The following is a 25,997-nucleotide window of genomic DNA, read 5'->3' as shown; positions in this document are numbered from 1 at the left end:
CCCATGTCGATCAAGGTCGCCCTCGAGCACCGCACGACGTACACGTTCGCGCATCCGGTCGCGGTCGGGCCGCACGTGGTGCGGTTGCGGCCGGCGCCGCACACGCGAACGCCGATCGAGGCGTACTCGCTCACGGTCGAACCGAAGAACCACTTCGTGAACTGGCAGCAGGATCCGTTCGGCAACTGGATGGCGCGGCTGGTGTTCCCGGAGAAGGTGACGACGCTCGACATCACGGTCGGCCTGGTCGCGGACCTGATGGTGATCAATCCGTTCGACTTCTTCATCGAGGAGTACGCCGAGACCTTCCCGTTCACCTACGAGGAGCACCTGGCGGCTGACCTGGCGCCCTACCTGCGTCCGGTCGAGGACGCCGCGCGCGCCGACGCCTTCCGGCGTGGGCTGCCCCAGTCGGACGCCGATCGACCCACCCCGACCGTTCAGTTCCTCGCCGCGCTCAACAGCGCCGTGCACGACGAGATCGCCTACTCGGTGCGGATGGAGCCGGGGGTGCAGACCCCTGACGAGACGCTCGGACGCCGGATCGGTTCGTGCCGCGACAGCGCGTGGCTGCTGGTCAGCCTGTTGCGTCAGTACGGTCTCGCCGCGCGGTTCGTCTCGGGCTACCTCGTGCAGCTCACGTCCGACACCGCCGCGCTGGACGGCCCTGACGGCCCGAGCGAGGACTTCACCGACCTGCACGCGTGGGCCGAGGTCTACCTGCCCGGCGCCGGGTGGGTGGGCATGGACCCGACGTCGGCGCTGTTCGCAGGCGAGGGGCACATCCCGCTCAGCGCGACACCGCACCCCAGCAGCGCCGCCCCGATCGAGGGCGCGACCGAGCCGGTGGAGGTGACCTTCGCCTTCCACAACGAGGTCACCCGCGTGCACGAGGACCCGCGCGTCACCCAGCCCTACACCGACGAGCAGTGGTCCCGCATCGACGCACTCGGTGTCGCGGTCGACGATCGGCTCGAGACCGGCGACGTCCGACTGACGATGGGCGGCGAGCCCACCTTCGTCGCCCTGGGGACCGATCCGGGCGCCAGCACGGCGCAGTGGAACAGCGACGCCGACGGCGCGGAGAAGCGCGAGCGTGCGAGCGTGCTCGCCGAGCGCCTCAGGACGGCGTACGCCGGCGGCGGCGTCGTCCATCGCGGACAGGGCAAGTGGTATCCCGGCGAGCCGCTGCCGCGGTGGAACATCGCGCTGCAGTGGCGCACCGACGGCGTGCCGCTGTGGCGCGACCCCGACCTGCTGGCGGACCCGTGGAGCCCCGCCGCAGAGGATCGGGATGCGGCCGCCGACGCCGAAGCGCTGGCACGCCGGGTCACCAGCGTGCTGGGTCTGCCCGCCGAGCATCTCCAGCCGGCCTTCGAGGACCCCCTGGCGGCGCTCTCCTCCCAGGTGCGCCAACCGCTCGGCGAGCGCCCCGAGGAGGGCGCCGAGCGGCTCGACGCCCAGGGGCTCGGCGTCCTGGATGCGGAGATCGACACCCCCAGCGGCTGGGTGCTGCCCATCGCCGTCCCGCTCGCGGACGGCGACCCGTGGCGTAGCCCTGCCTGGCGGTTCCGCCGGGGCCGGCTGGTGCTGACGCCGGGGACGAGCGCCGTCGGCTTGCGACTCCCGCTCGACGCGATCTCCTGGGTCGACCCGGAGTTCGCCGGCGAGAGCTCCTACCTCGAGGCAGGACCCGCGTTGGAGGCCGGCGTGCCGGTGGTCGAGATCGTCGACCCCGACGGTGAGGCCACCACCGCACTCGCCGTCGAGGGCCGCGACGGTCACGTGCACGTGTTCCTCCCGCCGACCGACCGCCTCGAGCACTACGCGAGCCTGCTCCTCCTGGTCGAGGTGGCGGCGCGCAAGATCGGATGCCCGGTCGTGCTGGAGGGCTACGGCCCGCCGCCCGACCCGCGGCTGACCCAGCTCGTCGTCACCCCCGACCCCGGGGTCATCGAGGTCAACGTGCAGCCGACCGCCGGCTGGGCAGAGCAGCGCGACCTCACGACGCGGCTCTACGAAGAAGCCCGGCAGGCCCGGTTGACGACGGAGAAGTTCGACCTCGACGGCCTGCACACCGGCACGGGCGGCGGCAACCACCTGACCCTCGGCGGTCGGCAGCCGATCGATAGCCCGCTGCTGCGCCGTCCCGACCTGCTCGCCAGCCTGGTCACCTACTGGCAGCGGCACCCGGCGCTGAGCTACCTGTTCTCGGGCCGCTTCATCGGCCCCACCAGCCAGGCACCGCGCTTCGACGAGGGTCGCCCCGAGGCCGTCTACGAGATGGAGATCGCGCTCGCCGAGATCGATCGTCTGAGCGAGCGGATCCGGGGGGTCTCGACGAGCTCGACCACCGAGGAGCCCGGTCAACCTGCCCGTCGAGATGCGGCCGCCGGCGGCGAGCCCGCGCCGTGGCTGATCGACCGCGCCCTGCGGCACTTGCTCACCGACCTCACCGGGAACACCCACCGCGCGGAGTTCTGTATCGACAAGCTGTACAGCCCGGACTCCTCGCGAGGCCGGCTCGGCCTGCTCGAGCTGCGCGGGTTCGAGATGCCGCCGCATCCCCAGATGGCGCTCGTGCAGGCCCTGCTGGTGCGCAGCCTGGTGGCCATGTTCTGGGAGCGTCCCTACCGCGAACCGCTCGTGCGATGGGGCACGCGGCTGCACGAGGACCACCTGCTCCCCGAGGGCGCGAGCGCCGACATCGCCGCCGTCGTCGCGGATCTGCGGTCCCACGGACTGGCGTTCGAGGAGGACTGGTTCGCCCCGTTCACCGAGTTCCGGTTCCCACGGATCGGGGTCTCGACAGGCTCGACCACCGGGGACCGCTCGACCACCGGGGACCGCTCGACCACCGGGGACCGCTCGACCACCGGCGACGACGGGTCCTCCGGTGGAGGCCGCTGGACCCTCGAGCTGCGTCAGGCGATCGAGCCCTGGCACGTGCTGGGGGAGGAGGCCACCGCCGGCGGCACCGCTCGCTACGTCGACAGCTCGGTCGAGCGGCTGCAGGTGTCGGTCCTCGGGATCGACCCGGCGCGCCACCTCCTGACATGTCAGGGTGTCCCGGTGCCGCTCACTCCGACCCGCGACGGCTCCGGCTTCTACGCCGGGGTGCGCTACCGGGCGTGGCAGCCGTGGTCGGCGCTGCATCCCAGCATCGAGGTGCACGCGCCGCTGCACTTCGACGTCGTCGACGTCGCCTCCGCCACCAGCTTGGGCGGCGCGACCTATCACGTCGTGCACCCGGGCGGTCGCTCCTACGACACGCCGCCGGTGAACGCGCAGGAGGCCGAGGCCCGCAGGGCCAGCCGCTTCGAGACCCGCGGTCACACCCCCGGGCGTCTCGACGTCGCCGCCATGCGCGAGTCCGCGCGTCGTGCGGCCTCCTCGGACTATCCGCACACCCTCGACCTGCGGCGGGTGTCGCAGCCCGGGACCGGATCGAGGGGGCCCGTCTGAGGTGAGCGTCTTCCGCGAGTACGCGGCGTCGATCACCCAGCCCGTGCTGGGTGGCACCGCCCTCGATGAGACCCAGCGTTACGACGAGGTCGTCGGTCCGGACGGAGCACTGCGCGCGCCGTGGAAGCCGATGGCCGAGCTCGCCGTCAGCCTGACCTCCCACGACCTGCGTCGCGTCGACGACGAGATCGTCCGCACCCTGGCCGACGACGGCGTCACCTACGCCCGACCCGGTACCCGGTCGCAGCCGTGGCGCCTGGATCCGATGCCGCTGGTCATCGACGCGGCCTCGTGGGCGCCGCTCGAGGTCGGCCTGGCCCAGCGAGGCGAGCTCCTGAACGCGATCCTCACCGACCTCTACGGCGCGCAGCGGTTGATCTCCGAGGGCGTGCTGCCCCCCGCGGTCGTCTACGCCCACCCGGGCTTCACCCGGGTGATGGCACGGAGCTCGGCGAACGATCCGCGGCCGCTCGTCCTCGCGGCCACCGACCTCGGACGCGACCGTCACGGCGAGTGGACGGTGCTCGCCGACCGCACCCAGGCGCCGTCCGGGCTGGGCTACGCGATGGAGAACCGGCGTGTGATCTCGCGTGTGATCCCCGAGATCTATCGCGAGGCCGGGATGCACCGGATGGAGCCGTTCTTCTCCGCCCTGCGCTCGGCGCTGCTGCAGTCGGGGCCCGAGGAGCTCGCCGATCCGCGCGTCGTCGTCCTCTCCCCGGGGTCGCACTCGGAGACCGCCTACGACCAGGCGTTCCTGGCCCAGGCGCTGGGCTTCCCGCTCGTGCAGGGCAGCGATCTCGTCGTGCGCGAGGGCTGGGTGCAGATGCGCGTCTTCGGTCGGCTCGAGCGGGTCGACGTCATCCTGCGCCGGGTGGACGCCGCGTGGAGCGACCCACTGGAGCTGCGCGGCGACTCCCAGCTCGGCGTCGCGGGACTCGCGGAGGCCGTCCGTCGTGGACGGGTGCGGGTCGTGAACGGCCTGGGCGCCGGTGTCCTGGAGAATCCGGCGCTGCTGCCCTTCATGGGGTCGATGTGCGAGGCGCTCCTGGGTGAACCGCTGCGGCTCGGCTCGTTGCCGACCTGGTGGTGCGGTGAACCCGACAGCCTCGAGGAGGTGCTCGAGCGGCTCGCCGACCACGGCTCGGACGGCGGTCGCCCGCTGTCGTTCCGCACGATCGACGGGAGCGTGGACGACGTCAACGAGTTGGCGCCGTCGGCGGCGATCGAGCGTGTCAGCGCGACGCCGTGGCGCTACGTCGCCCAGGAGATGCTGCCGCTCTCGCAGGCGCCGACGTGGGGACTCGGGCCCGGCGGGCCGGCGTCGCGTTCGGTGCAGCCGACGCAGGCGGCCCCGGCGCCGCTCACGCTGCGCACGTTCACCCTGCGGTACGGCTCGGCCTACCGTCCCCTCGTCGGTGGGCTGGTCAGTGTGCTCGACGGCGCGCGCAGCGTCAGCAGCAAGGACGTGTGGGTGCTCAAGGCCGACCCCGCCCAGCCCGACCAGGGCCTGTCCGACGTCATGCCGATGGTCAACGTGCGCGCCAGCACCGGAACCGTGCCGCGCATCCTCGAGGACATGTTCTGGTTCGGCCGCTACGCCGAGCGTGCCGAGGACCTGTTGCGCGTCGTTCTCGCCGCGCACGTGTTGGCCGAGGATTTCCGCACCCGCCCGCGCTCGACCGGTGGCGCGGGTCTGGAGGTCATGCTCGACGCGATCCACCGCCTCGCCGGCCCCGGGGTGGAGGACCTCGACGCGGAGTTCCGATCGGTCCTGCTCGATCGCACCCGCGCCGGTTCGGCCTACCACGCGATCGACGGGCTGCGCGATGCGCTGGCCGGCGTCCGCGACCAGCTCTCGCTCGATACCTGGCGCGCCTTCGGCGCCACCGATCGGGCGGCGCGAGCCCTCGAGCTGAGCAGCCACAGCCACCAGATCGCGGAGTCCGCGGGCCGGATGCTGACCGGCATCCTCTCGTTGCAGGGCGTCACGGCGAGCATGATCCGTGACGCGGGCTGGCACATGATCGGCGTCGGTCGCTACCTCGAACGTGGTCTCCAGCTCGGCTACCTGCTCGACGCGACGACGACCGAGCGCCGCGGACTCGACGTCGACCGCGAGGTGTTGAACGCGGTGCTGCAGGCCGCCGAGAGCGCCGTGACGCACCGACGGCGCTACCGCGGCTACGTCCGCCCGGGCGGCGCCCTGGAGTTGCTGCTCACCGACGTCGACAACCCGCGCTCGCTGGCCTTCGCGCTCGGGGAGATGGCCCTCCACCTGGCCGCCCTGCCGGCGTCGACCGGGTCGACCCGGCCAGAGCGGCTGCTCACCGACCTGCGCGAGCAGCTCGAGCAGACCGACATCGCCACCCTGGTCGCGATCGGCGGCGTCGGCCGACCCAACCTGCAGGCCTTCCTGGCCACGGTGATCACCCAGCTCACCCGACTGGCCGAGGCGATCGCCGAGCTGCACCTGACGACGGGGCCGGCGCCGCGAGCGCTCTTCGCGATGCCGATCGTGGAGTCCTTCGTCGGCTCGCCGGTGGCACCCGGCGCCACGTCGGCGACTCCGGGGGAGGTGCGTGCGTGAGGTACGAGCTGCAGCACACCACCACCTACACCTACGACGCGCCGGTCAGCGACAGCCTCGGCGTCGCCCACCTGGTGCCGCGCACGCTGCCGTGGCAGGAGGTCGACGGGTACGTCGTCTCGACCGACCCGACGCCGGTCGACCACTCGAGCGACCTCGACTACTACGGCAACCACGTGACCTACTTCCAGGTCACCAGCCCGCACGAGGAGCTGGTGGTGCAGGGGCGCGGCACCGTCGACGTCCTGACCCCGGTGCACGACCCCGAGGTGCTGGCCAGGCCGTGGGAGACCTTGCGGCCGCTGATGGGGGCGACGGCCTCCGACGTCTGGCGGGCCACCGACTTCGCGCTGGCCTCCGCGCAGGTCGAGCACGTGGCAGCAGCGCGCGAGTACGCGGCGACGTCGCTGCGACCGGGTCTGGAGATCGGCGAGGCCGTGACCGATCTGATGCACCGGGTCCACGCCGACTTCGAGTACGACCGCACCGCGACCACGGTGACGTCGACGGTCGGGCACATCCTCGAGCGTCGCGCCGGCGTCTGCCAGGACTTCGCCCACCTGATGCTGGCCTGCCTGCGCACCCATCACCTCGCCGCCCGGTACGTCAGCGGGTACCTCGCCACCGACCCACCACCGGGCAAGGAGCGGGTCGTCGGCGCCGACGCCTCGCACGCCTGGATCGAGGTCTGGCTGGGCGATGGCACCTGGCTCGCTCTCGACCCGACCAACGACCAGTGGTTGAACGACCGTTATGTCACCGTCGCCTGGGGGCGCGACTATGGGGACGTGCCACCGCTCAAGGGAGTCATCTTCACCGAGGCCAAGCGCTCGACCATGCGTGTCGCCGTCGACGTCGCACCGGTGGATCGATGAGGCGCGCACTCGTCGTCCCGGCTGTGCTGTGCGGGGTGCTGGGGCTCGCCACCCTCACGGCGTGCGGTGGCGAACCGCCCGTTCCCGACGACGGCGGTCAGGCCGCGCTCAACCTCAGCCTGCTCCCGGAGTCCGTCGAGGTGCTCAGCCCGACCGCCCCTCAGGCCGCGACCGCCCAGCAGGCCGCCTCGGCGCTGACGAGCCTGGAAGCGGCCCCGGTCACCTCCACCGATCGCGAGGGGCTCCAGGTGGAGGCGGTCGCGTCGGCCGGCCTGCTCGGCCTCGTGGCCCCTCCGGGACGTCGCCCTGCCTTCGCGGTGCTGGTCTACGACGACCCGGCCTCCGCCCTGGTCGGCACGAGCGCCGTCGCGAGCGCGTTCGGTGCCGGTTCCGCGCTGGTCCCGAGGCTCTTCTCGGGCAACCTGGTGGCCTACTACGCTGACGCCGTCACCGCGAGAGAGCGCCGCGTCATCGCTGACGCACTGGACCTCCTGGCGGCATCCCCCCACGCGCCGTCCGCGAGCGCCAGTCCCAAGGAGACCTCATGAGCGACAACGGCACGAACGGCGGCGGCCAGGCCCCCGCAGGCTGGTACCCCGACGGTCAGGGTGGTCAGCGCTGGTGGGACGGCAGCGCCTGGGCCGAGCCCGGCCAGGGTCCGACCGACCCGGCCGCTGGTGCTGCGCCCGCGGGTGCGGAGCCGACCACCGTGATGCCGTCGGCCGGCGCACCGCTGGGTGCCCCGGAGCCTGCGAAGAAGAAGACCGGCCTGGTCATCGGCCTGGTCGGTGGCCTCGTCGCGATCGTGGCCGTCGTCGTGGTGCTCCTGCTGGTGCTCGGCGGAGGCAGTGACGACAAGCCCTCGTCGAGCGACCCGGTGAAGACGGTGGAGAACTTCATCGACGCCGGCAAGGATGGCGACTGCGACGCAGCGCTCAACCTGGTCACCGACAAGTTCAAGGACCAGATGGGTGCCGACTGCGGGTCGGAGGAGACCATGTCCGAGGACATGGCCAAGGAGCTCGGGATCGACCCCGACGACATCGACTACGAGATCGGCAAGGCCGAGATCGACGGCGACAGCGCGACCGTTCCGGTCACCGTCTCCTTCGGCGACGCGTTCGAGGACCTCGAGGGTGCCGGCATGCCCGAGGGCATGGACGGCCTCACGGTGGACTACCAGCTCGTCAAGGAGGACGGCGCCTGGCTGATCGACGGCTTCGGTTTCGGCGACATGCTCGGCGGCCTGATGCCCGACGGTCTGCCGAGCGACCTGCCCACCGACCTGCCCACCGATCTGCCGACGGACTTCCCGAGCGACTTCATGTCGGACTTCCCGACGGACTTCCTCACCGATCTGCCGACGGACTTCCCCAGTGACTTCATGTCGGACTTCCCGACGGACTTCCTCACCGATCTGCCGACGGACTTCCCGACCTCCTGAGGTCATCTGCCGAGCTCGTCGGTGGTCGAGCTCGTCGAGACCCCCTCGTGAGGTCTCGACGAGCTCGGCGACCGGGGCGCCACGTCTGGGCGGGCTCGGCGACCGGGTGAGGTGAACGGCGACGCCCACCGATGGGTGGAGCGGTCTGTGCCACCCTCTCGGAGTGCGCTCCTTCCGCTGCCGGGTCTGCGACAACCCGCTCTATGCCGAGAACTCACTCTGCGTCTCGTGCGGGAGCGCGCTGGGCTACGCGCGCGCCGAGCGCGCCATCGTGCCCGTCGATGCGACGGGGCGCTACGTCGACGCGGCTGGTCTGATCTGGCACGTCTGCGCCAACCTGGCCGTCTCCGGATGCACCTGGCTCGCGCCGGTCGAGGGCGGACAGTGCTCGAGCTGCGACCTGACCCGAACCCGTCCGAACGACGACGACCTGGTCGGTCTGGTCAACTTCCCGGCCGCCGAACAGGCCAAGCGACACCTGCTCGTGGAGCTCGACACCCTCGGCGTGCGCATCGTCGGCAAGGACCCGGTGCAGGGCGGCGACGCCGTCGAGGGCCTGGCCTTCGACCTTCTCTCCAGCGTCGACGAGAACGTCGTCATCGGTCATGCCGACGGCATCATCACCATCGACCTCGCCGAGAGCGACGACGCGCATCGCGAGCAGGTGCGCGCCAAGCTCGCCGAGCCCTACCGCACGATGTTGGGGCACTTCCGGCACGAGTTCGGGCACTACGCCCAGTGGCAGTGGGTGCGCGACGAGGACCTGGTCGCCCGGGCGCGGGAGCTCTTCGGCGACGAGACCGCGGACTACCAGGAGGCGATCGACCGGCACTATGCCGAGGGCGCGCCGCCGGACTGGCCGAAGTCCTACATCTCGACCTACGCCACGATGCATCCGTTCGAGGACTTCGCCGAGACGTTCGCGCACTACCTGCACATCGTCGACACCATCGAGACCGCGCGGGAGTTCGGTCTGCTCACCATCGGCGGGCTCGCCGACTTCTCGCAGTTCCGCGATCTGGTCACCGGTGTGTGGGTGCCGCTGTCGGTGGCGTTGAACCAGATCAACCGGAGCATGGGCAAGGACGATCTCTACCCGTTCGTGATCCCGCCGCCGGTGCTCGACAAGCTGCAGTTCGTCGCCGACGTGGTCGGTCGCGCTGCCGCCCGCTGAGCCCGACGGCGTGCCACGGTCTGGTGGAATGCGCGCATGAGTGCGAACGACGGCCGGCGCGACGACGACGAACCCGGTGCCTGGGAGCTTCGTGGAGCCGACCGCGAGGTGCCACGGCGTCCGCGGCGCGGCCAGCTGATGCAACGGGTCGTGGCGGGTCTGGCGATCCTCGGCCTCGTCGGGGGGACGGTGCTGGGCGCGCTCGTCTGGTTCGTACGCGGCGAGAGCGCGGCCGACGTCGCGCGCGACTACCTCGAACTGCTGCGCGACGGCGACTGCGAGGCGGTCTCGTTGCTGACCCAGGAGGTGCGCGGTCTCAGTGGCCTCAGCGTCGCCGCCTGCGAGGCCGACACCGCGCGCGACTACCTCCGGGCACTGCCCGGTCCGCCGCTGGAGGGCTGTCGCATCGCGGTCGGCGACGTCGAGCGGCTGCGCGTGGAGAACGAGCTCGCACCAGATGACCCGCGCCGCGCCGTCCCCTACGCTCTGGCCGGGTGCGACAGCGGCACGGGCGACGACGTGGTCGTGATGGTCGAGGGCGCCGGAGGCTGGCGGGTGAGCGACGTGTTCACCGGCTACGACGCGTACTACGACGAGTGACGGCGCGGCCCGCCGTCGCAGCGAGGAGAACCCGATGAGTTCGACACCTCCCGGCTGGTACCCCGACGGGCAGGGCCAGCAGCGTTGGTGGGACGGCACGCGGTGGACCGAGCACGTCGCGCCGCTCGCCGCCGAGTCGACCCCCACGGTCGAGCCCGCCTCCGACTCCGGGCGGGAATCGGTCGAGGAGACCGGCGTCGCCCCGGCCGACTCCATGCCGCCGAGTGATCGGCCGACGCCGTCCGTGCCACCGGTGCCGGGCGTGCACGACGCCCCGACGATGGTGGCCGGCGTCACCGGTCCGCCGGGAGCGCCACCCACGTCGGCCGCTCCCACTGCCGCCGTGCCGGGCGCCGCGCCCGCCACCCCGCCGGGGTATCCGCCGGTCGGCTACGCGACCGCCGGGAGCTCGTATCCGCCCACGCCTCAGAGGAGGTCGCCCCGCGGTCTGGTGATCGGTGCTGTCGGAGGCGGCGTCGTGCTGCTCGTCGTCGCGATCGTGCTCGTCCTGGCGCTCGGTCGCGGCGGCTCGGGGCCTGAGCGGGCAGCGGAGCAGTACTTCGAACGCGTGCAGGACAACGACTGCCGCGCGCTCACGATGATGAGCGAGGACTTCTCCGCGTTGAGCGGCGCGAGCCTGGAGGAGTGCGAGGACGCCGGCGGTGAGGAGTACATCGGCAGCGAGGGCGTCGAGGACTGCGACTTCGTCGCGACCAAGGTCGAGGAGGACGGTGACGAGGCGGAGGTCGACTACGAGGTCACCGACTGCGACGACGCCGACGACAACGAGACCGGCACCATCGAACTGATCCTGGTCGACGACGAGTGGCTCGTGGACGGATTCAGCGACTGACCGCGGCGTCCCTCCTGCACCGCCCCGTAGGTTGGACGACATGAGCGAGGACCTGACGCCGACCTACACGTCCAAGGGCAAGGGCTTCGACCGGGACACCCACTACATCTCCGACCGGATCACCGAAGGGGCGCGCCGTCCCGAGCACGGTCCGGTGGCCGAGGTGTGGCCCGTCGAGGCAGGCCGCTACCGGCTGATCGCCGCCCGAGCCTGCCCCTGGGCCAACCGGTCGATCATCGTGCGTGAGCTGCTCGGCCTGCAGGACGTCATCTCGCTCGGCACGCCGGGCCCCACCCACGACAAGCGTTCGTGGACCTTCGACCTCGACCCCGACGGCCGCGACCCGGTGCTGGGCATCGAGCGGCTGCAGGAGGCCTACTTCGCCCGGTTCGCCGACTATCCCCGGGGCATCACGGTGCCGGCGATCGTGGAGGTATCGACCGGGAAGGTCGTCACCAACGACTTCCCGTGGATCACCCACGACTTCTTCTTCGAGTGGCGTGAGTTCCACCGCGAGGACGCACCCGACCTGTGGCCGGCCGATCTCCGTGAGGAGATGGAGGAGGTCATGCAGCGCATCTACACCGAGGTCAACAACGGCGTCTACCGCTGCGGTTTCGCCGGTTCGCAGGAGTCCTACGACGCCGCCTACGAACGGCTCTGGACGGCGTTGGACTGGCTCGAGGAGCGGCTCTCGACGCGGCGCTACCTGATGGGGGATGCCATCACCGAGGCCGACGTCCGGCTCTTCACGACGCTGGTGCGCTTCGACCCCGTCTACCACGGTCACTTCAAGTGCAACCGCCAGAAACTGACCGAGATGCCGGCCCTGTGGGGCTACGCCCGCGACCTCTTCCAGACGCCCGGCTTCGGCGACACGGTCGACTTCGAGCAGATCAAGCAGCACTACTACGTGGTGCACACCGACATCAATCCGACCGGCATCGTGCCGCAGGGCCCCGATCTGGCCGGGTGGCGGGCCCCCCACGGTCGCGACTGACGTCGAGTCGAGCGACAGCGAACGCAGCGCACCCCGCGGACGTCGAGGAGCGAGCCCGGCGGGCGTCTCGCAACCCCGCGCCGGTAGGTCAGTCGTCCTGCAGAGACCGCAGGCGTGCCTCGAGCGATCGAGGACGGCGTCCGCGACGCCCGTCCGGCTCGACGTGCTCGTCCTGGTCCTCCCGGTCGCGCCGGACGACCTCCTGCCACTGCTCCTCCGGCACGACGGTCGCCTGGGGACGGACGCGCGAGCCGAGAGACGTCGCCTCCGACCGCAGTGGCGCTCGCCTCCACGGGCCGGGGAGCAGCCACAGCGACGGGATCAGGCACAGCTGCATGAGCAGACACAGCCGCCACCAGTCGCGCCACTGCTGGGCGGTGTCGTCGACGGCGAGGTAGACCGCTGCGAGATGGTCGACGAGGTACTGAAGGTCGGCCGGAGCGATCTGGGCACGCGCACGCGCACGCTCGCCCTCGCTGCCGTCGCGGATGTGCTCGATCTGCTGGGAGTAGGTCGCCACGAGACGGTTCACCTCGGGGCCGTGGTCGACCAGCGTGCCGACGCTGCGGACCGCGCCCAGCACGGAGATCACGGCGACCACAGCGGCGACTCGGCCGATCATGGAGCAGACGGCGAGCCCGGTACCGACGAGTTCGGGGTCGATCTCCTCGACCGCCTCGGTGAACAGGGTGAGCCAGAGGGCGTAGGTGGCCGCCATCCCGATGGCCGCCGGGATGAGTACCCAGACGAAGTCGTCGTAGGGGGTCGAGGGGTCGCTGGATCGCATCAGGAACGGCACGAGACCGAACGCGGAGATCACGACCGCCCCGAGCAGGGCGGGCTTGCGTGGGCCGAGGCGGTTCGCGAGGAGCACCACGAGGACGGCGCCGCCGGCGCCGCCGATCCACCACCACCCGCCGAGACCGTCGGCCTGCTGCGGCACGAAACCGTGCGCGGTGACGAAGAAAAGCACCCCGTACGTCGTCGCCGTCACCGTGATGAAGGAGAACAGCCCGAAGGCCACCATGGGCACCAGCAGCGACGGCGTCATCAGGTCGCGCCACGAGCCGGGGGTGTCGTCAGCCCAGAGGCCGATGCCGTCGAAGGCCGTGCGCGACTCGGCGTTCTGGCGGTCCTCGTCCGTGCGCACGGTCTGGCGGCGCAACTCGGGCGCGACGTCGCGCAGGCCGAACGCGGCCGCCGCGGTGGCCAGGGCGACGGCGGCACCGGCGAGGTAGTACTGCGTCTGCCAGTCCGCGTCGGCGCCGAGCAGCCGTCCCGAGACCGAGGCGGCGGCGAGCCCACCCAGGCACACCGACATCACCACCGCGCCCATGGCGCTGGCGCGGTGGCTCAGCGGCGAGTAGTCGCGAGCGAGGGCGAGTGCGCACACCCAGACGGCGCCGAGCAGTCCGCTCTGCGCGGCGTCTGCTGCCAGGAACGCCGTCTGGTTGAAGGAGGCCGGCAGGCCCAGAGCCGTGACGACCGCGACGAGGCCGGTGCTGACGGTCAGCAGACGCGTGCGCCCGGCGAGGTCGGTGCGCGCGGCCAGCATCGCTCCGACGGCGCCGAGCAGAAGCCCGATCGCAGTGGCGATGGCGTAGGGGGTCAGGCCCATCTCGAAGTCGGTGATCACCCGGGGCGCGGCCGAGGCCTTGACGAATCCCGCGTAGGAGGTGGCTGCGACGACGAGCCCGACGGTGACCAGGAGCCGACGCCGGGTTGCGGGCGCGGGGAAATGGGTCATCTCCCGGCCGGCCATGGCCCCGACTATAGGAGCCGCGGCAGACCGTCGCCGATTCCCAACCGGTGGTCGATGGGCCCTCGCTGGTGCGCGCGCACCTCGACCGCCGTCTCGAGGCCTGGTGAGTCGATCGACTCGTCTCAGACGCCGACGCGTCGCCGGCGTGGACGCCAGGGGCCGGGCAGGAGCCAGATCGCGGGGATGAAGCCGAGCTGCAGCACCAGGCAGATCCGCCACCATTCCTGCCACTGGCCGGGACCCTCGGCGGCCGCCTCGAGCACCTGGGGGAGGTACTCGACGAGATAGTCGAGGTCGGCCTCGGGGATCTCGTCCTGGGCCGCCTGCGACTCCGCGGCGTTGCCGTGCTGGATGACCTCGATCTGCGCGGCATAGGTCGTGGACAGCTCCTGCACTCGTGCGCCGTGATCGACCAGGACGTCGGCGGCGTCGACCACGAACAGCACCGACACCAGTGCCGAGGCGGCGGTGAGGCGCACGATCCAGCCGTAGATGCCCATCCCGGTCGCCACGAGTGCGGGGTTGATCCGCTCGATCGCCTCGCTGAACGCCGTCAACCACATGCCGAAGCACATGACGCCGCCGAGGGCGGCCGGGACGATCACGAGCACGAAGTCGTCGTAGGTCGTGGCCATGTCGCCAGCGCGCGATCCGAAGACCGCCAGCGCGGACGCCGAGACGACCGCGCCGACCAGCATGAGCGGCTTACGCACGCCGAGGCGGTCCGAGAGCAGCCCGACCCACGTGAGGGTGATCGCGCTGGTCGCCCACCACCAGTTGCTGATGCCGTTGGCCTCGGCTGGGGTGAAGCCGTAGGTCGTGATGAAGTAGATGACCCAGTAGGCGAGGCGGGTGAAGTAGAAGGAGAGGAAGAGGCTGATCGCGATCACCGGGATGATCAGTCGGGGCGTCATCAGCTGACGCCAGTCGCCTCGCGCGGCGGGCCTGTTCACCAGCGCCTCGGCCTGGGCGTCGACGGCGTCCGGGTCGCGGCCGGACACCACGAGCTGCGCCCGCAGCTCGGGCGAGGGCTCGCGCAAGCCGACGGACGCCAGTGCGAACGCCGCTGTCACCACGGCACCGCAGACGTAGAACTGGAAGCGCCATGCCGGGTGGGCATCGAGGGTGTGGCTCGCGATGCTGCTCACCATCAGGCTGCCGAGGATCGGCCCGAGATTGAAGGTGCACATGGCGGTCGCGCGGTTGAGCTGAGGTGCGAAGTCGCGGATCAGCGCCGGCGTCGCCACGAGGACGGCGCCGAGGATCGCCGTCTGCGCGACGTCGAGCACGAGGAACGTCTGCTTGCTCCAGGCGTTCGGTATGCCGACGAGGGTCAGCGCCGCAGCGGCGCCGGTGCCCAGCATCACCAGTCGAGTCCGGCCGAGGCGATCGGTGACGCCGCTGGCCAACGCCGCGAACGCGCCGAGCAGGTTGCCGATGATCGAGACGCTGACGTAGAACGCCAGCGACATGTCGAACTCGTCGATGATCTGGGGTGCCACCGACCCCTTGACGTAGAGCGCGTAGTACAGCGTGATCGTCACCAGGACGACGACGGCGAGCGCCCGAGTGCGGGCGGCCAGCGGTGGGTAGTGCGTGAGAACCCGGTTCGGCACGGCGGCACTATGACACGCGACGGGGGCCGATCAGGTCGGATTCGTCGAGGTCCGCGAGTACGTCGTCGGGCACACGGCTCGGGTCAGGCGTCGGCCTCCGCGGCCTGCTTGAGCTTGGCCAGCGTCTGCTCGATGGCCTGCTGGGTCTTCGCGCCCATCAGTGTGCCCAAGGCGATGCGCAGCACGCCCGGATAGCGGGAGAGGTCCCAGGTCTCGGTGACGCGCGTTCCGCCGTCGTCGGCGGGCTCGAGCTCGTAGCGCCACCGGTGCTGACCGCGGTGCCGCCACGCGATGAGCCGGTCCTCGTCGAACTCGACCACCCGGTTGGTGATCTTGTACTTCGCGCCCATCTGCATGTCGACGCCGAACTCCGACCCCAACGCGAGGCGCGCGGGCCCGGAGATGGAGCCGCGCACGGTGCCGGAGCCGTCGATCCGGCTGTGCTGACGCGGGTCGGCCAGGATCGCGAACACCGTCGACGACGGTGCGGAGATCGTGGTGGACGCGCTGCGATTCTTCGACGTGCGATCAGCCATGGCGTGGACGCTACCGGGCGGTAGTAGATAGCAGGACACCCGACAGTCGGGACCCCGAAATTCGGGCCACCGAGGTGATTCGACGGCGTGTGACAGGTGGGGTTACCGTGAACTCACGCACGCCGATGTGGCCCGCGTCACACCTCCGCACACCCTCGCGGACGACGCACCGCCTCGGCTCCGCTCCGACGGGAGCGGCAGCACCAGGCAGTACCGGAGACGGCGATCCCGCACTCCGGTCGAACCAGGAGGAGCAGTCGATGGTCACGATCCACCCCGAGCGTCACCCCGAACACCACCGGCAGGACACCGCGCCGCCGGCCGAGGGCCACGCCGACGGCGGCCCCGACATGGTGCAGCTGCTCACTCCCGACGGCGAGCGCCGCCACCATCCCCTCTACGACGCGGACTTCTCGGCCGAGCAGGTGCGCGCGCTCTACCGCGACATGGCCCTGACCCGTCGCCTCGACGTGGAGGCGACGGCCCTGCAGCGCCACGGCGAGCTCGGGCTCTGGGCGCAGCTGCTCGGCCAGGAGGCCGCCCAGATCGGTGCGGCGCACGCCCTCCGCCCGCAGGACTTCGTGTTCCCGACCTACCGTGAGCACGCCGTCGCCTGGGTGCGCGGCGTCGACCCGCTCCAGATCCTCTCCCTATGGCGCGGCGTCGACCACGGCGGATGGGACCCTCACGAGCACAACTTCGGCCAGTACACCGTCGTGATCGGCGCCCAGACGCTGCACGCCGTCGGCTACGCGATGGGCGCCCAGTGTGACGGCGTGGTGGGCACCGGCGATGCCGACGTCGACACCGCGGTGGTCGCGCACTTCGGTGACGGCGCGAGCAGTCAGGGCGACGTCAGCGAGGCGTTCGTCTTCGCCGCCTCCTACAACGCGCCCGTGGTCTTCTTCTGCCAGAACAACCAGTGGGCGATCTCCGAGCCGGTGATCCGTCAGACCCGGGTGCCGCTCTACCAGCGCGCGGCCGGGTTCGGGTTCCCCGGCGTGCGCGTGGACGGCAACGACGTCCTCGCCACCTATGCCGTCACCCAGCGCGCCCTGCAAGCCGCGCGCGAAGGCCAGGGTCCCTTCCTGATCGAGGCCTACACCTATCGGATGGGCGCGCACACCACGACCGACGACCCGACGCGCTACCGGAGTTCCGCCGAGGTCGAGCACTGGCGGGCACGCGACCCGTTGGCGCGCGTGGAGACCTACCTGCGCCGGACCGTCGGTGCCGACCAGCGGTTCTTCGACGACGTCGCGGCCGAGGCAGACGAGCTGGGGCACGAGCTGCGCGAAGGCTGCAAGGCGATGCCCGACCCCGATCCGCTGCGCATCTTCGACCACGTCTATGCGGAGCCGCCGGCTGAGCTGGTCGCGCAGCGCGACGCGTTCGCCGACTACCACGCCTCGTTCGAGGACGCCTGATGTCCGCCGGTGTCTCGGTGGTCGGGTCCGGGCATCTCGAGGAGCTCGATGACCGGAGCCCGGTGGGCGTCTCGAAAACCCTCACCCTCGCCAAGGCGCTGAACCTCGGCCTTCACGACGCGATGACCCACGACCCGAAGGTCGTGGTGATGGGCGAGGACGTCGGCACGCTCGGCGGCGTCTTCCGGATCACCGACGGACTGCTCACCGACTTCGGTGCCGACCGCGTCATCGACACCCCGCTCGCCGAGGCCGGCATCGTCGGCACCGCCGTCGGGCTGGCGATGCGCGGGTACCGGCCCGTCGTCGAGATCCAGTTCGACGGCTTCGTCTACCCCGCCTACGACCAGATCGTCTGTCAGGTCGCGAAGATGCGGTACCGCAGCCAGGGCAGGACGCCGATGCCGATGGTGATCCGCATCCCCTACGGCGGTGGCATCGGTGCGGTCGAGCACCACAGCGAGTCGCCCGAGGCGCAGTTCGCCCACACCCCCGGCCTCAAGGTCGTCACCTGCTCCGACCCCGCCGACGGGTACTGGATGGTGCGTCAGGCCATCGAGTGCGACGACCCCGTCGTCTTCCTCGAGCCGAAGCGCCAGTACCACTCGGGCAAGGCCGAGGTCGCACTCGATGCCGCGCCGGGCCCGCTCTTCGCCTCTCGCGTCGTGCGTCCGGTCGACGGCGCGGTCACGGCGACGGTGCTCGCCTACGGCCCGACCGTGCGCACGGCGCTGCGTGCAGCCGAGGCGGCGTCCGCGGAGGGTCACCAGCTCGAGGTCATCGACCTGCGCACGCTCTCCCCGCTCGACCTCGAGCCGGTCTACGCCTCCGTGCGCCGCAGCGGCCGGGCGATCGTCGTCCACGAGGCCCACGTGAACCTCGGCATCGGCGCCGAGGTCGCCGCGCGGACCACCGAGGAGTGCTTCTACTCCCTCGAGGCGCCGGTGTTGCGGGTCGGTGGGTTCGACACCCCCTATCCCGCCTCGCGGATGGAGGAGGCGTTCCTGCCCGATCTGGACCGTGTGCTCGACGCCGTCGACCGATCGCTGGCGTTCTGATGCCTCACTACCTGCTGCCCGACGTCGGCGAGGGCCTCACCGAGGCCGAGATCGTCACCTGGAAGGTCAAGATCGGCGACGTGATCGCCGTCAACGACGTCGTGGTCGAGATCGAGACCGCGAAATCGCTGGTCGAGCTGCCCTCGCCGTACGCCGGCGAGGTGACCGCGCTGCTGGTCGGCGAGGGTCAGACCGTGGAGGTCGGCACTCCGATCATCACCGTGTCGGAGGTCGGGGCTGACGCGTCCGTCCCGCCGGCGTCCGACTCGCCGATGGACCTCTCCAACCCGGCCGCGACCGGAGGCGCCGAGGGCGAGATCCTGGTCGGTCGCGCCAAGGCCGAGGGCGGCACGACGCGACGTCCGCGCCGCACGTCCGCGCCGGTCGTCCCTCTCGTGGCGGTCTCCTCGGTGGTCGAGGAGCGAGCGCCGGTCGTCTCTCCGGTGGTCGAGGAGCGAGCGCCGGTCGTCTCTCCGGTGGTCGAGGAGCGAGCGCCAGCGAGCGTCTCGAGACCCCGCGAGGTCGCCGACGGGCTCGACCGGAGTCCGTCCCTGGCCAAGCCGCCGGTGCGCAAGCTCGCGAAGGAGCGTGGCATCGACCTGCGGGACCTCGTCGGCACCGGGCCGGGTGGCCTCGTGACCCGCGAGGACGTCCTCGCTCCCGCTGACCTGTCGGCTCGTGCTGACGCGTCAGCGGCGGAGGAGACCCGCGAACCGGTCAAGGGCGTGCGCAAGGCGATGGCGGCGGCGATGGTGTCCTCGGCCTTCACCGCCCCCCACGTCTCGATCTGGACGACGGTCGATGTCAGCGCCACGACCGAGCTGGTCGCGCGGTGGCAGCAGCGCCGCGAGTTCGCCGACCTCAAGGTCTCCCCGCTGCTCGTGGTCGCGGTGGCGTCGATGCGCGCGATGCGCCGCACGCCGATCATCAACTCCTGGTGGGACGACGCGGCACAGGAGGTCGCGGTCCGGCACCGGGTGAACCTCGGTATCGCGGCCGCGACGCCGCGCGGGCTCGTCGTCCCGAACGTGCGCGACGCCGACCGGCTCGGCGTGGTCGAACTCGCCCGCGCCTTCGCCGACCTGACGGCGTCCGCGCGCGAGGGCCGCACTCCGCCGTCGGCGATGAGCGGCGGCACGTTCACGATCACCAACATCGGCGTCTTCGGCATCGACGGTGGTACGCCGATCATCAACCCCGGTGAGTCGGCGATCCTCTGCGCGGGCGCGATCTCACGCCAGCCGTGGGTCGTCACCGAGCACGGGGAGGAGCGCCTCGCCGTCCGCGACGTGATGACGCTGAGCCTCTCCTTCGACCACCGCCACATCGACGGCGAGGCGGGCTCGCGCTACCTCGCCGACGTCGCCGGCGTGCTCGCCGATCCGACGTCCGCCCTGTTGTTCTAGTGGCACGTCCGGGAAGTTCTGATGCGCTTCGCGCACCCCCGGCACGCACCCCGCGGCGTTGCCGACGCTTGCAAGACAACCTGGTATGGCCGCGCGCCGGCGCCTTGCGCTGCACCCACCGGGAGCACGCCCACCGTTTCAGAACTTCTCGGACGCACCACGAGGAGATCGCGCGGAGAGGGGCTGTCGGGGCGGGCCGAGGACCTACACCTCGACGGGGCCGACCTCCCAGCCCTCGGGTGCGATCGGGTGCAGGATCGCGTCGGTGCCGCCGTCGATGAAGAGACAGGCGCCGACGATGAGCGAGGCGGCGTCGGACAGCAGGAACGCGATCGGGGCAGCGATCTCCTCCGGGCGTCCGTCGCGTCCGATCGCCGTCGGGTAGGAGTCGCCGAGCGGACCGAACACCGGGTCGGCCGCCATCTCGGCGGTCATCGCGGTGGTGACCTTGCCGGGGGCGACGGAGTTGAGGCGGATGCCCGCGCCGATCCATTCGGGCTTGATGCCCTCGCGGCGTGCCCACCACGCGAGCGCTGCCTTGGACGCCGGGTAGACCATCACCGCCTCGACCTCGGACGCCAGGCGGCGGGCCTCGTCCTCGTCCTCGCGCAGGCATGCTGCGGCCGGGCCGACCGTCCAGCCCGGCATCCCGGTGATCGAGTTGGACGCCAGGAACACCACGCCCGCGCCCCCGTCGCGGTCGGCGGCGGCCGCCAGTTCCCCCTGCAGGCCCCGGGCCAGCGCGACGGCGCCGAAGAAGTTGACCGACATCACCAGCGACGGATCGGTGCCGGTGGAGCCGCCGATGCCCGCGGCGGGCACGGGGCCGTGGACGACGTCGGTCAGGGCACGCACGCCGGCCACCGCGGCGTCGCGCCCCTGCGGGGTGGCCAGGTCGGCGACGACGTCGGCGTCGTGGCGGTCGAGGGTGATCACGGTGTGGCCCTGGCCGCGCAGCAGGTCGGCCGTCGCCGCCCCGATGCCGCTGGCGGATCCGCTGACGACGTAGGTCTTCATGGTGTCAATCTGTCAGATCTCGTGGGTCCGGGGAGCGGTGAGTGCGGCACGGTTTGCTGGCGCACGACCGTCCCAGACTCACCGCTGCACCGTGGGCGCCGCGGTGGGCGGTGAGTGCGGGATGCTCTGGCTGGGTCGGACCGTCTCAGACTCACCGCCAACCCCGCGCAACCGGCACCGGGCGACCAGCAGGGGGACGGCGGTCAGTGTCCGGCGTACCGAGCCGCCCGGTCCGACGGCGCACCGGCGCCGCGGCGCAGCAGCGCGCTGAGCTCGTGCTCGAGCACCCCGCCGAGGCGTTGGCAGAACGCCTCGGGCTCGTCGGCGGCGTCCGGCAGCTCGGGCACGATCCGGTCGACGACACCGAGCCGGTGCAGGTCGATCGCGCGGACCTGCTGACGGCGGGCCATCTCGGCGGCGTGGTCGAGATCGCGGTAGACGATCGCCGAGGCGCCTTCGGGTGGCAGGGGTGAGAGCCAGGCGTGCTGTGCTGCGACGACGCGGTCGGCCGGGAGCAGTGCGAGCGCCCCGCCGCCGTTGCCCTCGCCGAGCATCAGGCACAGGGTGGGCGCCGGCAGGGTGACGAGCTCGGCCAGGCACCGTGCGATCTCGCCCGCCAGGCCGCCGTTCTCGGCCTCCGGGGAGAGTGCTGCGCCCTGGGTGTCGATCACGGTCAGCAACGGCAACCCCAGCTCGGAGGCCAACCGGAATCCGCGGCGGGCCTCGCGCAGTGCTTGAGGTCCCATCGGGTGCTCGCTGGTCTGGCCGCGTCGGTCCTGGCCGAGGAACACGCACGGTGCCTGCCCGAACCGCGCGAGTGCGATGAGCAGACCGGGATCCTGCTCGCCCTGACCGGTGCCGTTGAGCGGGACGACGTCGGTCGCGGCGTACTTGAGCAGGCGACGCACGCCCGGCCGATCCGGACGGCGTGAGCGGGTGACGGCGTCCCAGGTGTCGACGTCGGGCACCGCGCCGTCGTCGTCGGCCGCGAGCGCGGGGACGCCCGACCGCGGCGCGAGGATGACGGCGAGCGCCCGGTCCAGGATGTCGCGCACGTCCTCCGGTGCCACGACGCCGTCGATGATGCCCTGGGCGTAGAGGTTCTCCGAGGTCTGGATCCCCTCGGGGAAGTCCTTGCCGTAGAGCGCGGAGTAGACCCGCGGGCCGAGGAAGCCGACGAGCGCGCCGGGTTCGGCGACCGTGACGTGGCCGAGCGAGCCCCACGAGGCCATCACGCCACCGGTCGTGGGGTGGCGGAGGTAGACGAGGTAGGGCAGTCCGGCGGCCTTGTGGGCGGCGACCGCCTCGGAGATCCGCACCATCTGCACGAATGCCGGGGTGCCCTCCTGCATGCGGGTGCCGCCGCTCACCGGCGCCGCCAGCAGCGGCAGGCCCTCGGCGGTGGCCCGCTGGACGCCGGCGATGATGCGGTCGGCCGAGGCGCGACCGATCGAGCCCGCCAGGAAGCCGAACTCGCCGAGCAGGACGGCGACGCGGCGTCCCGAGAGCGTGCCCTCGCCGGTGATCACCGACTCGTCGACGCCGCTCTTGCGCTCCGCCGCCGCCAGCTCGGCCGCGTACTCCTCGGACAGGCCCGCGCCGACCGGCGGCCGCACCGGGGCCACGTCCCAGGAGCGCCACGACTCGCCGTCCAGCACCAGCTCGATGAGATCGCGTGCGCTCGGCCTCGTCATGCGCCGGACCCTATCGGCGCTCGCGCGCCGCGCCGCCGGCTCCCGGCCGCGGACCTCAGCCGGGTGCCAGAGCCGTGAGGAGGGCGGCCTCGCGCTGGCGCGAGATGCCCGTGCGCGCGGCGGGGTCCGGAGCGCCGACGGGATGGCGGCGCAACCACTCCCCGGTGGCGTGCGCCGTCTCCGCCAGGGGGCGACACCGCAGTCCGGCGTCCGCGGCGGGGCGGTGGTCGCGGGCGAGGAACCCCGCGTACTCAGGTCCATCCAGCCACATCGGGAGTGCGTCCTCCCCGGCCCAGAACTCCACGCCCTGCCCGGTGAGCCACTCCGAGGGCGCCCAGACCGGTCGCGGTGCACCTCCGACACCGCGCGCCACGCCGTCGATGAAGGTCGAGCGGGTGATCGGCTCCCCGATGGCGTCGAAGGTGCCGGTCGTGCGGTCGGCGGCCAAGAGCACCAGCCACGCCGCCAGGTCGTCGACGTCGACCCACTGGGTCGGGGCCTCCGGGTCGCTGCCGCACAGCACCTCGGCGCTGTCGCCGAGAGCCGTGGCGAGGCGTTCGGGCCAGTAGGAGAACCGACCCGACGGATCGCCGGGGCCGACGATGAGCCCCGGCCGGACGATCGCCGTGGACGCCGCCCCCGCGCGCACGGCCTGCTCGCAGGCGACCTTCATCGCACCGTAGGTGTCGGGCTCGGCGAGGTCGGCGGCGTCGTCGGTCTCGGGTGGCAGCTCCGCCGTCGTGTCGGGGCGCCCGCCGGGCACCGCATGGTCGGCGTAGACCGACACCGTCGAGACGAAGACCCAGTGCGCCTCGGGCCAGGCCGCGACGGCCCTCGCGACGCGACCGGGATGCCGGGCGACGTCGATCACGGCGTCCACCTCGCCGAGGAGCGCTCGCACCTCCTCGACGGGAGCCGGACCCACCTCGGAGCGGTCCCAGACGACGTGGCGTGCACCGTCGGGTACGGACCCGGTGGCCCCTCGGCTCGCACAGACGACGTCGTGACCCGCCGCGGTCGCCCGCTCCGCCGTCGCCCGGGAGAGGAAGACGGTGCCGCCGAGGATCAGGAGTCGCATGACACCACCGTCGCCCTCGTCGTCCGGCCCGGGCAAGGCCCGTTCGCTGTCGGCGCAGTCGGGCCGGCCGGTGGTCGAGCTTGTCGAGACCCGCGCGGCATCTCGACGGGCTCGATGACCGGTCTCCTCGGTGGTCGAGCTTGTCGAGACCCCCGCCGCATCTCGACAGGCTCGATGACCGGACGGGCGGGTTCGATGACCGGTCTCCTCGGTGGTCGAGCTTGTCGAGACCCTCGCCGCATCTCGACGGGCTCGATGACCGGACGGGCGGGTTCGATGACCGGTCTCCTCGGTGGTCGAGCTTGTCGAGACCCCCGCCGCATCTCGACAGGCTCGATGACCGGGGTCGAGGTGGTCAGCGTGGCGTCGTCGGACTCGTCAACCATCGCGTGAAGAGCGGGCGCAACGGGCGCCCCGCCTCGCGCGACCAGAACGCGATCAGCGTCTCGCGATCGGTCGAGACGTCGTCGTGGGCGCGAGGCCACGCCCGCGCGATGCGCCAGAACAGCCGGTCGCCGAGTTCGCGCCGGACGGCGTGCCACAGCAGCGCGCCGCCGTAGTAGACGTTGCCGGCCGCGAACTGGTCGCGGTCGTAGGCGCCCGGCGGACCCGCGTCGCGGCGGGTCTGGGCCTCGTAGTCCGCGACCCGCGTGATCGCGACGTCCACCGGCTCACCGCTCTGCTCGGCCTCCCACATCAGCTGCAGGTAGGTGGCCATGCCCTCGTTCATCCAGAGATCGCGCCAGTCCGACGGAGTGACCTGGTTGCCGTACCAGTGGTGCGCGATCTCGTGCAGCACCGTCGCCGGGGAGGTCGCGTAGTCGGTGGCGCCCAGGGTCACCATCGTCTGGGTCTCCATGGCGCTGGTGGAGTCGACGACGACGAAGCCGAGCGAGTCGAAGGGGTAGGGCCCCAGCCGCTCCTCCAGCCACCCCAGCACCGCCGGCGCCGAGCGCAGGCCGGTGTCGAAGGAGTCCTCGCCGCGCGGTGTCAGGTAGGCGATCGGCAGCCCGCGCGGCCCGGTCTCCAGGGCCAGGTCGTAGTCGCCGAAGGCGACCGTGACGAGGTAGGAGGCCGCGGGGGTGGCCAGGTGCCACCGCGTGGTGCGGGTCGGGCCGGCGTCGTCGCCGGAGTCTGCGACCAGGCGTCCGTTGGCGACGCCGAGCCAGGGCGAGGCCGTGGTGAGGGTGAAGTCGTAGAGCGCCTTGTCGGAAGGCTGGTCGTTGACGGCGTACCAGGTGAACGCACCGTAGGGCTCCTGCATCGTCCACGCCTGCTGGTGCTCGTCGATGGTGAAGCCGAGCTCCTCGACGTCGCTGCGGGTGCTCGGCGCGGGCACCGGCTCGGGCGTTCCCGCATACGTCAGGTCGAGGCGGTAGCGCTGATCGGCGGCGACGGGGGCGAGCACCGCGAGGTCCTTGCCGCGATGGCGCACCGGCACCTCGACGCCGTCGAGGCGTGCGCTGCGCACGGTCAGCGCGTCGGAGAGATCCAGCTGAACCCGGGGGGCGTCCGAGGTGGCACGGAAGACGAGGGTCTGGTCACCGAGGAGCCTCTCGGCACGCGGCTGCCAGACGAGGTCGAGGCCGTAGTGCAGGGCGTCGACGCCGGGGTCGCCGACCTCGGGGTAGTAGGAGTCCTCGGTCGGCTCGCTGAGCGCCACGTCGTAGGCCGGGTCGTCCGCCACGGGCTCGCCGCCCGCAGGCGTCGGAGTGGCGGCCGCGACCTCCGGACCGCTGGGCGTCCGTGGTTCGCTCGGCTCGTCGTCCGGACCGGCCGAGCATCCCGCGGCCAACGCGACGACGGGCGCCGTGACGGCGCTGCGCAGTCGGGTCACTCCTCACCGCGCAGCAGTGGCCGAGCGAGCTTGCGGCCGTGGTGGATCTGGGCCTTGACGGTGCCGAGCGGAGCTCCGACCAGGGTGGCGATCTCGTCGTAGGGCAGCCCGTAGACGTCGCGCAGCAGCAACGGCTCGACGTACTGCGGGTGGTCGCGCTCGATGGTCTCCATCGCCTCCAGCAGGTCGAGCCGGGTCCCGGCGATCACGCTGGTGGTGCGCGGGTCGGGTCGATCGAGCACCGGGCCGTGCTCGAGCGGGTCGACGGTGGTCGCCTGCTTGCGCAGACGGCGATAGGTCGAGCGCGCGGAGTTCACCGCGACGGCGTGCATCCAGGTGGTGAAGCGCCCGTTGCGGTGCCAGCTGCCGATCTTGGTGGCGATGTTCAGCATCGCCTCCTGGCAGGCGTCCTCGGCATCTGCCGAGTAGGGCAGGACGCCGCGGCAGGCGCTGAGGATGCGGGGACGCAGCGTGGACAGCAGGGTGTCGAGCGCCGCGGTGTCGCCGTCCTGGGCTCGGCGGGCGAGGTCGTCGATGTCATCGGGGGTCATCGAGTCGGTTCTGG

The 25,997-nt window shown here is 71.8% G+C and carries 20 protein-coding genes; 12 read left to right on the top strand and 8 right to left on the bottom strand.

Features of this window, described 5'->3' with window-relative positions; all coding sequences use genetic code 11:
• Positions 1-3 precede the first annotated feature (3 nt).
• The 9 genes from KSO97_RS10235 to KSO97_RS10195 all read left to right on the top strand — a co-directional run bounded on the left by KSO97_RS10235 (position 4) and on the right by KSO97_RS10195 (position 12,001).
• Positions 4-3,465 (top strand): DUF2126 domain-containing protein, encoded by a 3,462-nt coding sequence (locus KSO97_RS10235; RefSeq protein WP_232678501.1) that lies wholly within the window; start codon positions 4-6, stop codon positions 3,463-3,465.
• A gap of 1 nt (position 3,466) precedes the next feature.
• Positions 3,467-6,055 (top strand): circularly permuted type 2 ATP-grasp protein, encoded by a 2,589-nt coding sequence (locus KSO97_RS10230; protein ID WP_232678499.1) that lies wholly within the window; start codon positions 3,467-3,469, stop codon positions 6,053-6,055.
• Positions 6,052-6,930 carry a transglutaminase family protein gene (locus tag KSO97_RS10225; protein WP_232678497.1) on the top strand — a complete coding sequence of 293 codons (879 nt, stop codon included), beginning with the start codon at positions 6,052-6,054 and terminating at the stop codon, positions 6,928-6,930. The genes KSO97_RS10230 and KSO97_RS10225 overlap by 4 nt, the downstream gene beginning before the upstream one ends.
• A complete protein-coding gene (locus tag KSO97_RS10220; protein WP_232678495.1) occupies positions 6,927-7,478 on the top strand; it encodes a hypothetical protein in 552 nt (183 codons plus the stop codon). The genes KSO97_RS10225 and KSO97_RS10220 overlap by 4 nt, the downstream gene beginning before the upstream one ends.
• Positions 7,475-8,374, top strand: a complete 900-nt coding sequence (locus KSO97_RS10215; protein WP_232678493.1) for a DUF2510 domain-containing protein — start codon at positions 7,475-7,477, stop codon at positions 8,372-8,374. The genes KSO97_RS10220 and KSO97_RS10215 overlap by 4 nt, the downstream gene beginning before the upstream one ends.
• 163 nt (positions 8,375-8,537) lie before the next feature.
• Positions 8,538-9,548 carry a putative zinc-binding metallopeptidase gene (locus KSO97_RS10210; protein ID WP_232678491.1) on the top strand — a complete coding sequence of 337 codons (1,011 nt, stop codon included), beginning with the start codon at positions 8,538-8,540 and terminating at the stop codon, positions 9,546-9,548.
• Positions 9,549-9,584: 36 nt separating this feature from the next.
• Positions 9,585-10,148: a hypothetical protein gene (locus KSO97_RS10205; RefSeq protein WP_232678489.1), complete on the top strand. Its 564-nt coding sequence runs from the start codon at positions 9,585-9,587 to the stop codon at positions 10,146-10,148.
• A gap of 34 nt (positions 10,149-10,182) precedes the next feature.
• Positions 10,183-11,001, top strand: coding sequence for a DUF2510 domain-containing protein (locus tag KSO97_RS10200; RefSeq protein ID WP_232678487.1), 819 nt, complete (start codon positions 10,183-10,185; stop codon positions 10,999-11,001).
• A gap of 40 nt (positions 11,002-11,041) precedes the next feature.
• A complete protein-coding gene (locus tag KSO97_RS10195) occupies positions 11,042-12,001 on the top strand; it encodes a glutathione S-transferase family protein (protein ID WP_232678485.1) in 960 nt (319 codons plus the stop codon).
• A gap of 88 nt (positions 12,002-12,089) precedes the next feature.
• On the opposite strand, the gene KSO97_RS10190 is transcribed toward KSO97_RS10195, so the two are convergent.
• The 3 genes from KSO97_RS10190 to KSO97_RS10180 all read right to left on the bottom strand — a co-directional run bounded on the left by KSO97_RS10190 (position 12,090) and on the right by KSO97_RS10180 (position 15,915).
• A complete protein-coding gene (locus tag KSO97_RS10190) occupies positions 12,090-13,763 on the bottom strand; it encodes an MFS transporter (protein ID WP_232678483.1) in 1,674 nt (557 codons plus the stop codon).
• Positions 13,764-13,885: 122 nt separating this feature from the next.
• Entirely contained in the window at positions 13,886-15,379 is a 1,494-nt protein-coding gene (locus tag KSO97_RS10185; protein WP_232678481.1) for an MFS transporter, read from the bottom strand.
• Positions 15,380-15,462: 83 nt separating this feature from the next.
• Positions 15,463-15,915, bottom strand: a complete 453-nt coding sequence (locus KSO97_RS10180) for an SRPBCC family protein (RefSeq protein ID WP_232678479.1) — start codon at positions 15,913-15,915, stop codon at positions 15,463-15,465.
• Between the two features lie 260 nt (positions 15,916-16,175).
• Between KSO97_RS10180 and pdhA the strand changes: the two genes are divergently transcribed.
• The 3 genes from pdhA to KSO97_RS10165 all read left to right on the top strand — a co-directional run bounded on the left by pdhA (position 16,176) and on the right by KSO97_RS10165 (position 19,806).
• Positions 16,176-17,342 carry a pyruvate dehydrogenase (acetyl-transferring) E1 component subunit alpha gene (gene pdhA / locus KSO97_RS10175; RefSeq protein WP_374198492.1) on the top strand — a complete coding sequence of 389 codons (1,167 nt, stop codon included), beginning with the start codon at positions 16,176-16,178 and terminating at the stop codon, positions 17,340-17,342.
• 122 nt (positions 17,343-17,464) lie between these two features.
• The gene (locus KSO97_RS10170) at positions 17,465-18,400 is read left to right on the top strand and encodes a transketolase C-terminal domain-containing protein (RefSeq protein ID WP_232678587.1); all 936 of its coding nucleotides are present in this window, start codon (positions 17,465-17,467) and stop codon (positions 18,398-18,400) included.
• Positions 18,400-19,806: a dihydrolipoamide acetyltransferase family protein gene (locus KSO97_RS10165; RefSeq protein WP_232678477.1), complete on the top strand. Its 1,407-nt coding sequence runs from the start codon at positions 18,400-18,402 to the stop codon at positions 19,804-19,806. The genes KSO97_RS10170 and KSO97_RS10165 overlap by 1 nt, the downstream gene beginning before the upstream one ends.
• 204 nt (positions 19,807-20,010) lie before the next feature.
• Here the strand turns inward: KSO97_RS10165 and KSO97_RS10160 are convergent, their stop codons facing one another.
• The 5 genes from KSO97_RS10160 to KSO97_RS10140 form a co-directional block, all read right to left on the bottom strand.
• Positions 20,011-20,823, bottom strand: coding sequence for an SDR family oxidoreductase (locus KSO97_RS10160; RefSeq protein ID WP_232678475.1), 813 nt, complete (start codon positions 20,821-20,823; stop codon positions 20,011-20,013).
• A 203-nt stretch (positions 20,824-21,026) separates the two neighbouring features.
• Positions 21,027-22,517, bottom strand: a complete 1,491-nt coding sequence (locus KSO97_RS10155) for an acetyl-CoA carboxylase carboxyltransferase subunit alpha/beta (protein ID WP_232678474.1) — start codon at positions 22,515-22,517, stop codon at positions 21,027-21,029.
• 55 nt (positions 22,518-22,572) lie between these two features.
• Entirely contained in the window at positions 22,573-23,595 is a 1,023-nt protein-coding gene (locus KSO97_RS10150; RefSeq protein WP_232678472.1) for an NAD-dependent epimerase/dehydratase family protein, read from the bottom strand.
• A 355-nt stretch (positions 23,596-23,950) separates the two neighbouring features.
• A complete protein-coding gene (locus KSO97_RS10145) occupies positions 23,951-25,432 on the bottom strand; it encodes a M1 family metallopeptidase (protein WP_232678470.1) in 1,482 nt (493 codons plus the stop codon).
• A complete protein-coding gene (locus KSO97_RS10140) occupies positions 25,429-25,983 on the bottom strand; it encodes an RNA polymerase sigma factor (RefSeq protein ID WP_232678468.1) in 555 nt (184 codons plus the stop codon). Before KSO97_RS10140 ends, KSO97_RS10145 begins: the two co-directional genes overlap by 4 nt.
• Positions 25,984-25,997: the final 14 nt, after the last annotated feature.

It is taken from the genome of Nocardioides sp. R-C-SC26 (assembly GCF_021246465.1).
GTDB lineage: Bacteria > Actinomycetota > Actinomycetes > Propionibacteriales > Nocardioidaceae > Nocardioides.
Note: the sequence above shows the minus strand (reverse complement) of the source record. Positions and strands in the feature narration are given on the sequence as shown.

Coding starts and splice junctions, on each gene's coding strand:
- KSO97_RS10235 (WP_232678501.1), top strand. CDS start 4: ATGTCGATCAAGGTCGCCCTCGAGCACCGCACGACGTACACGTTCGCG.
- KSO97_RS10220 (WP_232678495.1), top strand. CDS start 6,927: ATGAGGCGCGCACTCGTCGTCCCGGCTGTGCTGTGCGGGGTGCTGGGG.
- KSO97_RS10215 (WP_232678493.1), top strand. CDS start 7,475: ATGAGCGACAACGGCACGAACGGCGGCGGCCAGGCCCCCGCAGGCTGG.
- KSO97_RS10205 (WP_232678489.1), top strand. CDS start 9,585: ATGAGTGCGAACGACGGCCGGCGCGACGACGACGAACCCGGTGCCTGG.
- KSO97_RS10200 (WP_232678487.1), top strand. CDS start 10,183: ATGAGTTCGACACCTCCCGGCTGGTACCCCGACGGGCAGGGCCAGCAG.
- KSO97_RS10195 (WP_232678485.1), top strand. CDS start 11,042: ATGAGCGAGGACCTGACGCCGACCTACACGTCCAAGGGCAAGGGCTTC.
- KSO97_RS10190 (WP_232678483.1), bottom strand. CDS start 13,763: ATGGCCGGCCGGGAGATGACCCATTTCCCCGCGCCCGCAACCCGGCGT.
- KSO97_RS10180 (WP_232678479.1), bottom strand. CDS start 15,915: ATGGCTGATCGCACGTCGAAGAATCGCAGCGCGTCCACCACGATCTCC.
- pdhA (WP_374198492.1), top strand. CDS start 16,176: ATGGTCACGATCCACCCCGAGCGTCACCCCGAACACCACCGGCAGGAC.
- KSO97_RS10170 (WP_232678587.1), top strand. CDS start 17,465: ATGACCCACGACCCGAAGGTCGTGGTGATGGGCGAGGACGTCGGCACG.
- KSO97_RS10165 (WP_232678477.1), top strand. CDS start 18,400: ATGCCTCACTACCTGCTGCCCGACGTCGGCGAGGGCCTCACCGAGGCC.
- KSO97_RS10160 (WP_232678475.1), bottom strand. CDS start 20,823: ATGAAGACCTACGTCGTCAGCGGATCCGCCAGCGGCATCGGGGCGGCG.
- KSO97_RS10155 (WP_232678474.1), bottom strand. CDS start 22,517: ATGACGAGGCCGAGCGCACGCGATCTCATCGAGCTGGTGCTGGACGGC.
- KSO97_RS10150 (WP_232678472.1), bottom strand. CDS start 23,595: ATGCGACTCCTGATCCTCGGCGGCACCGTCTTCCTCTCCCGGGCGACG.
- KSO97_RS10140 (WP_232678468.1), bottom strand. CDS start 25,983: ATGACCCCCGATGACATCGACGACCTCGCCCGCCGAGCCCAGGACGGC.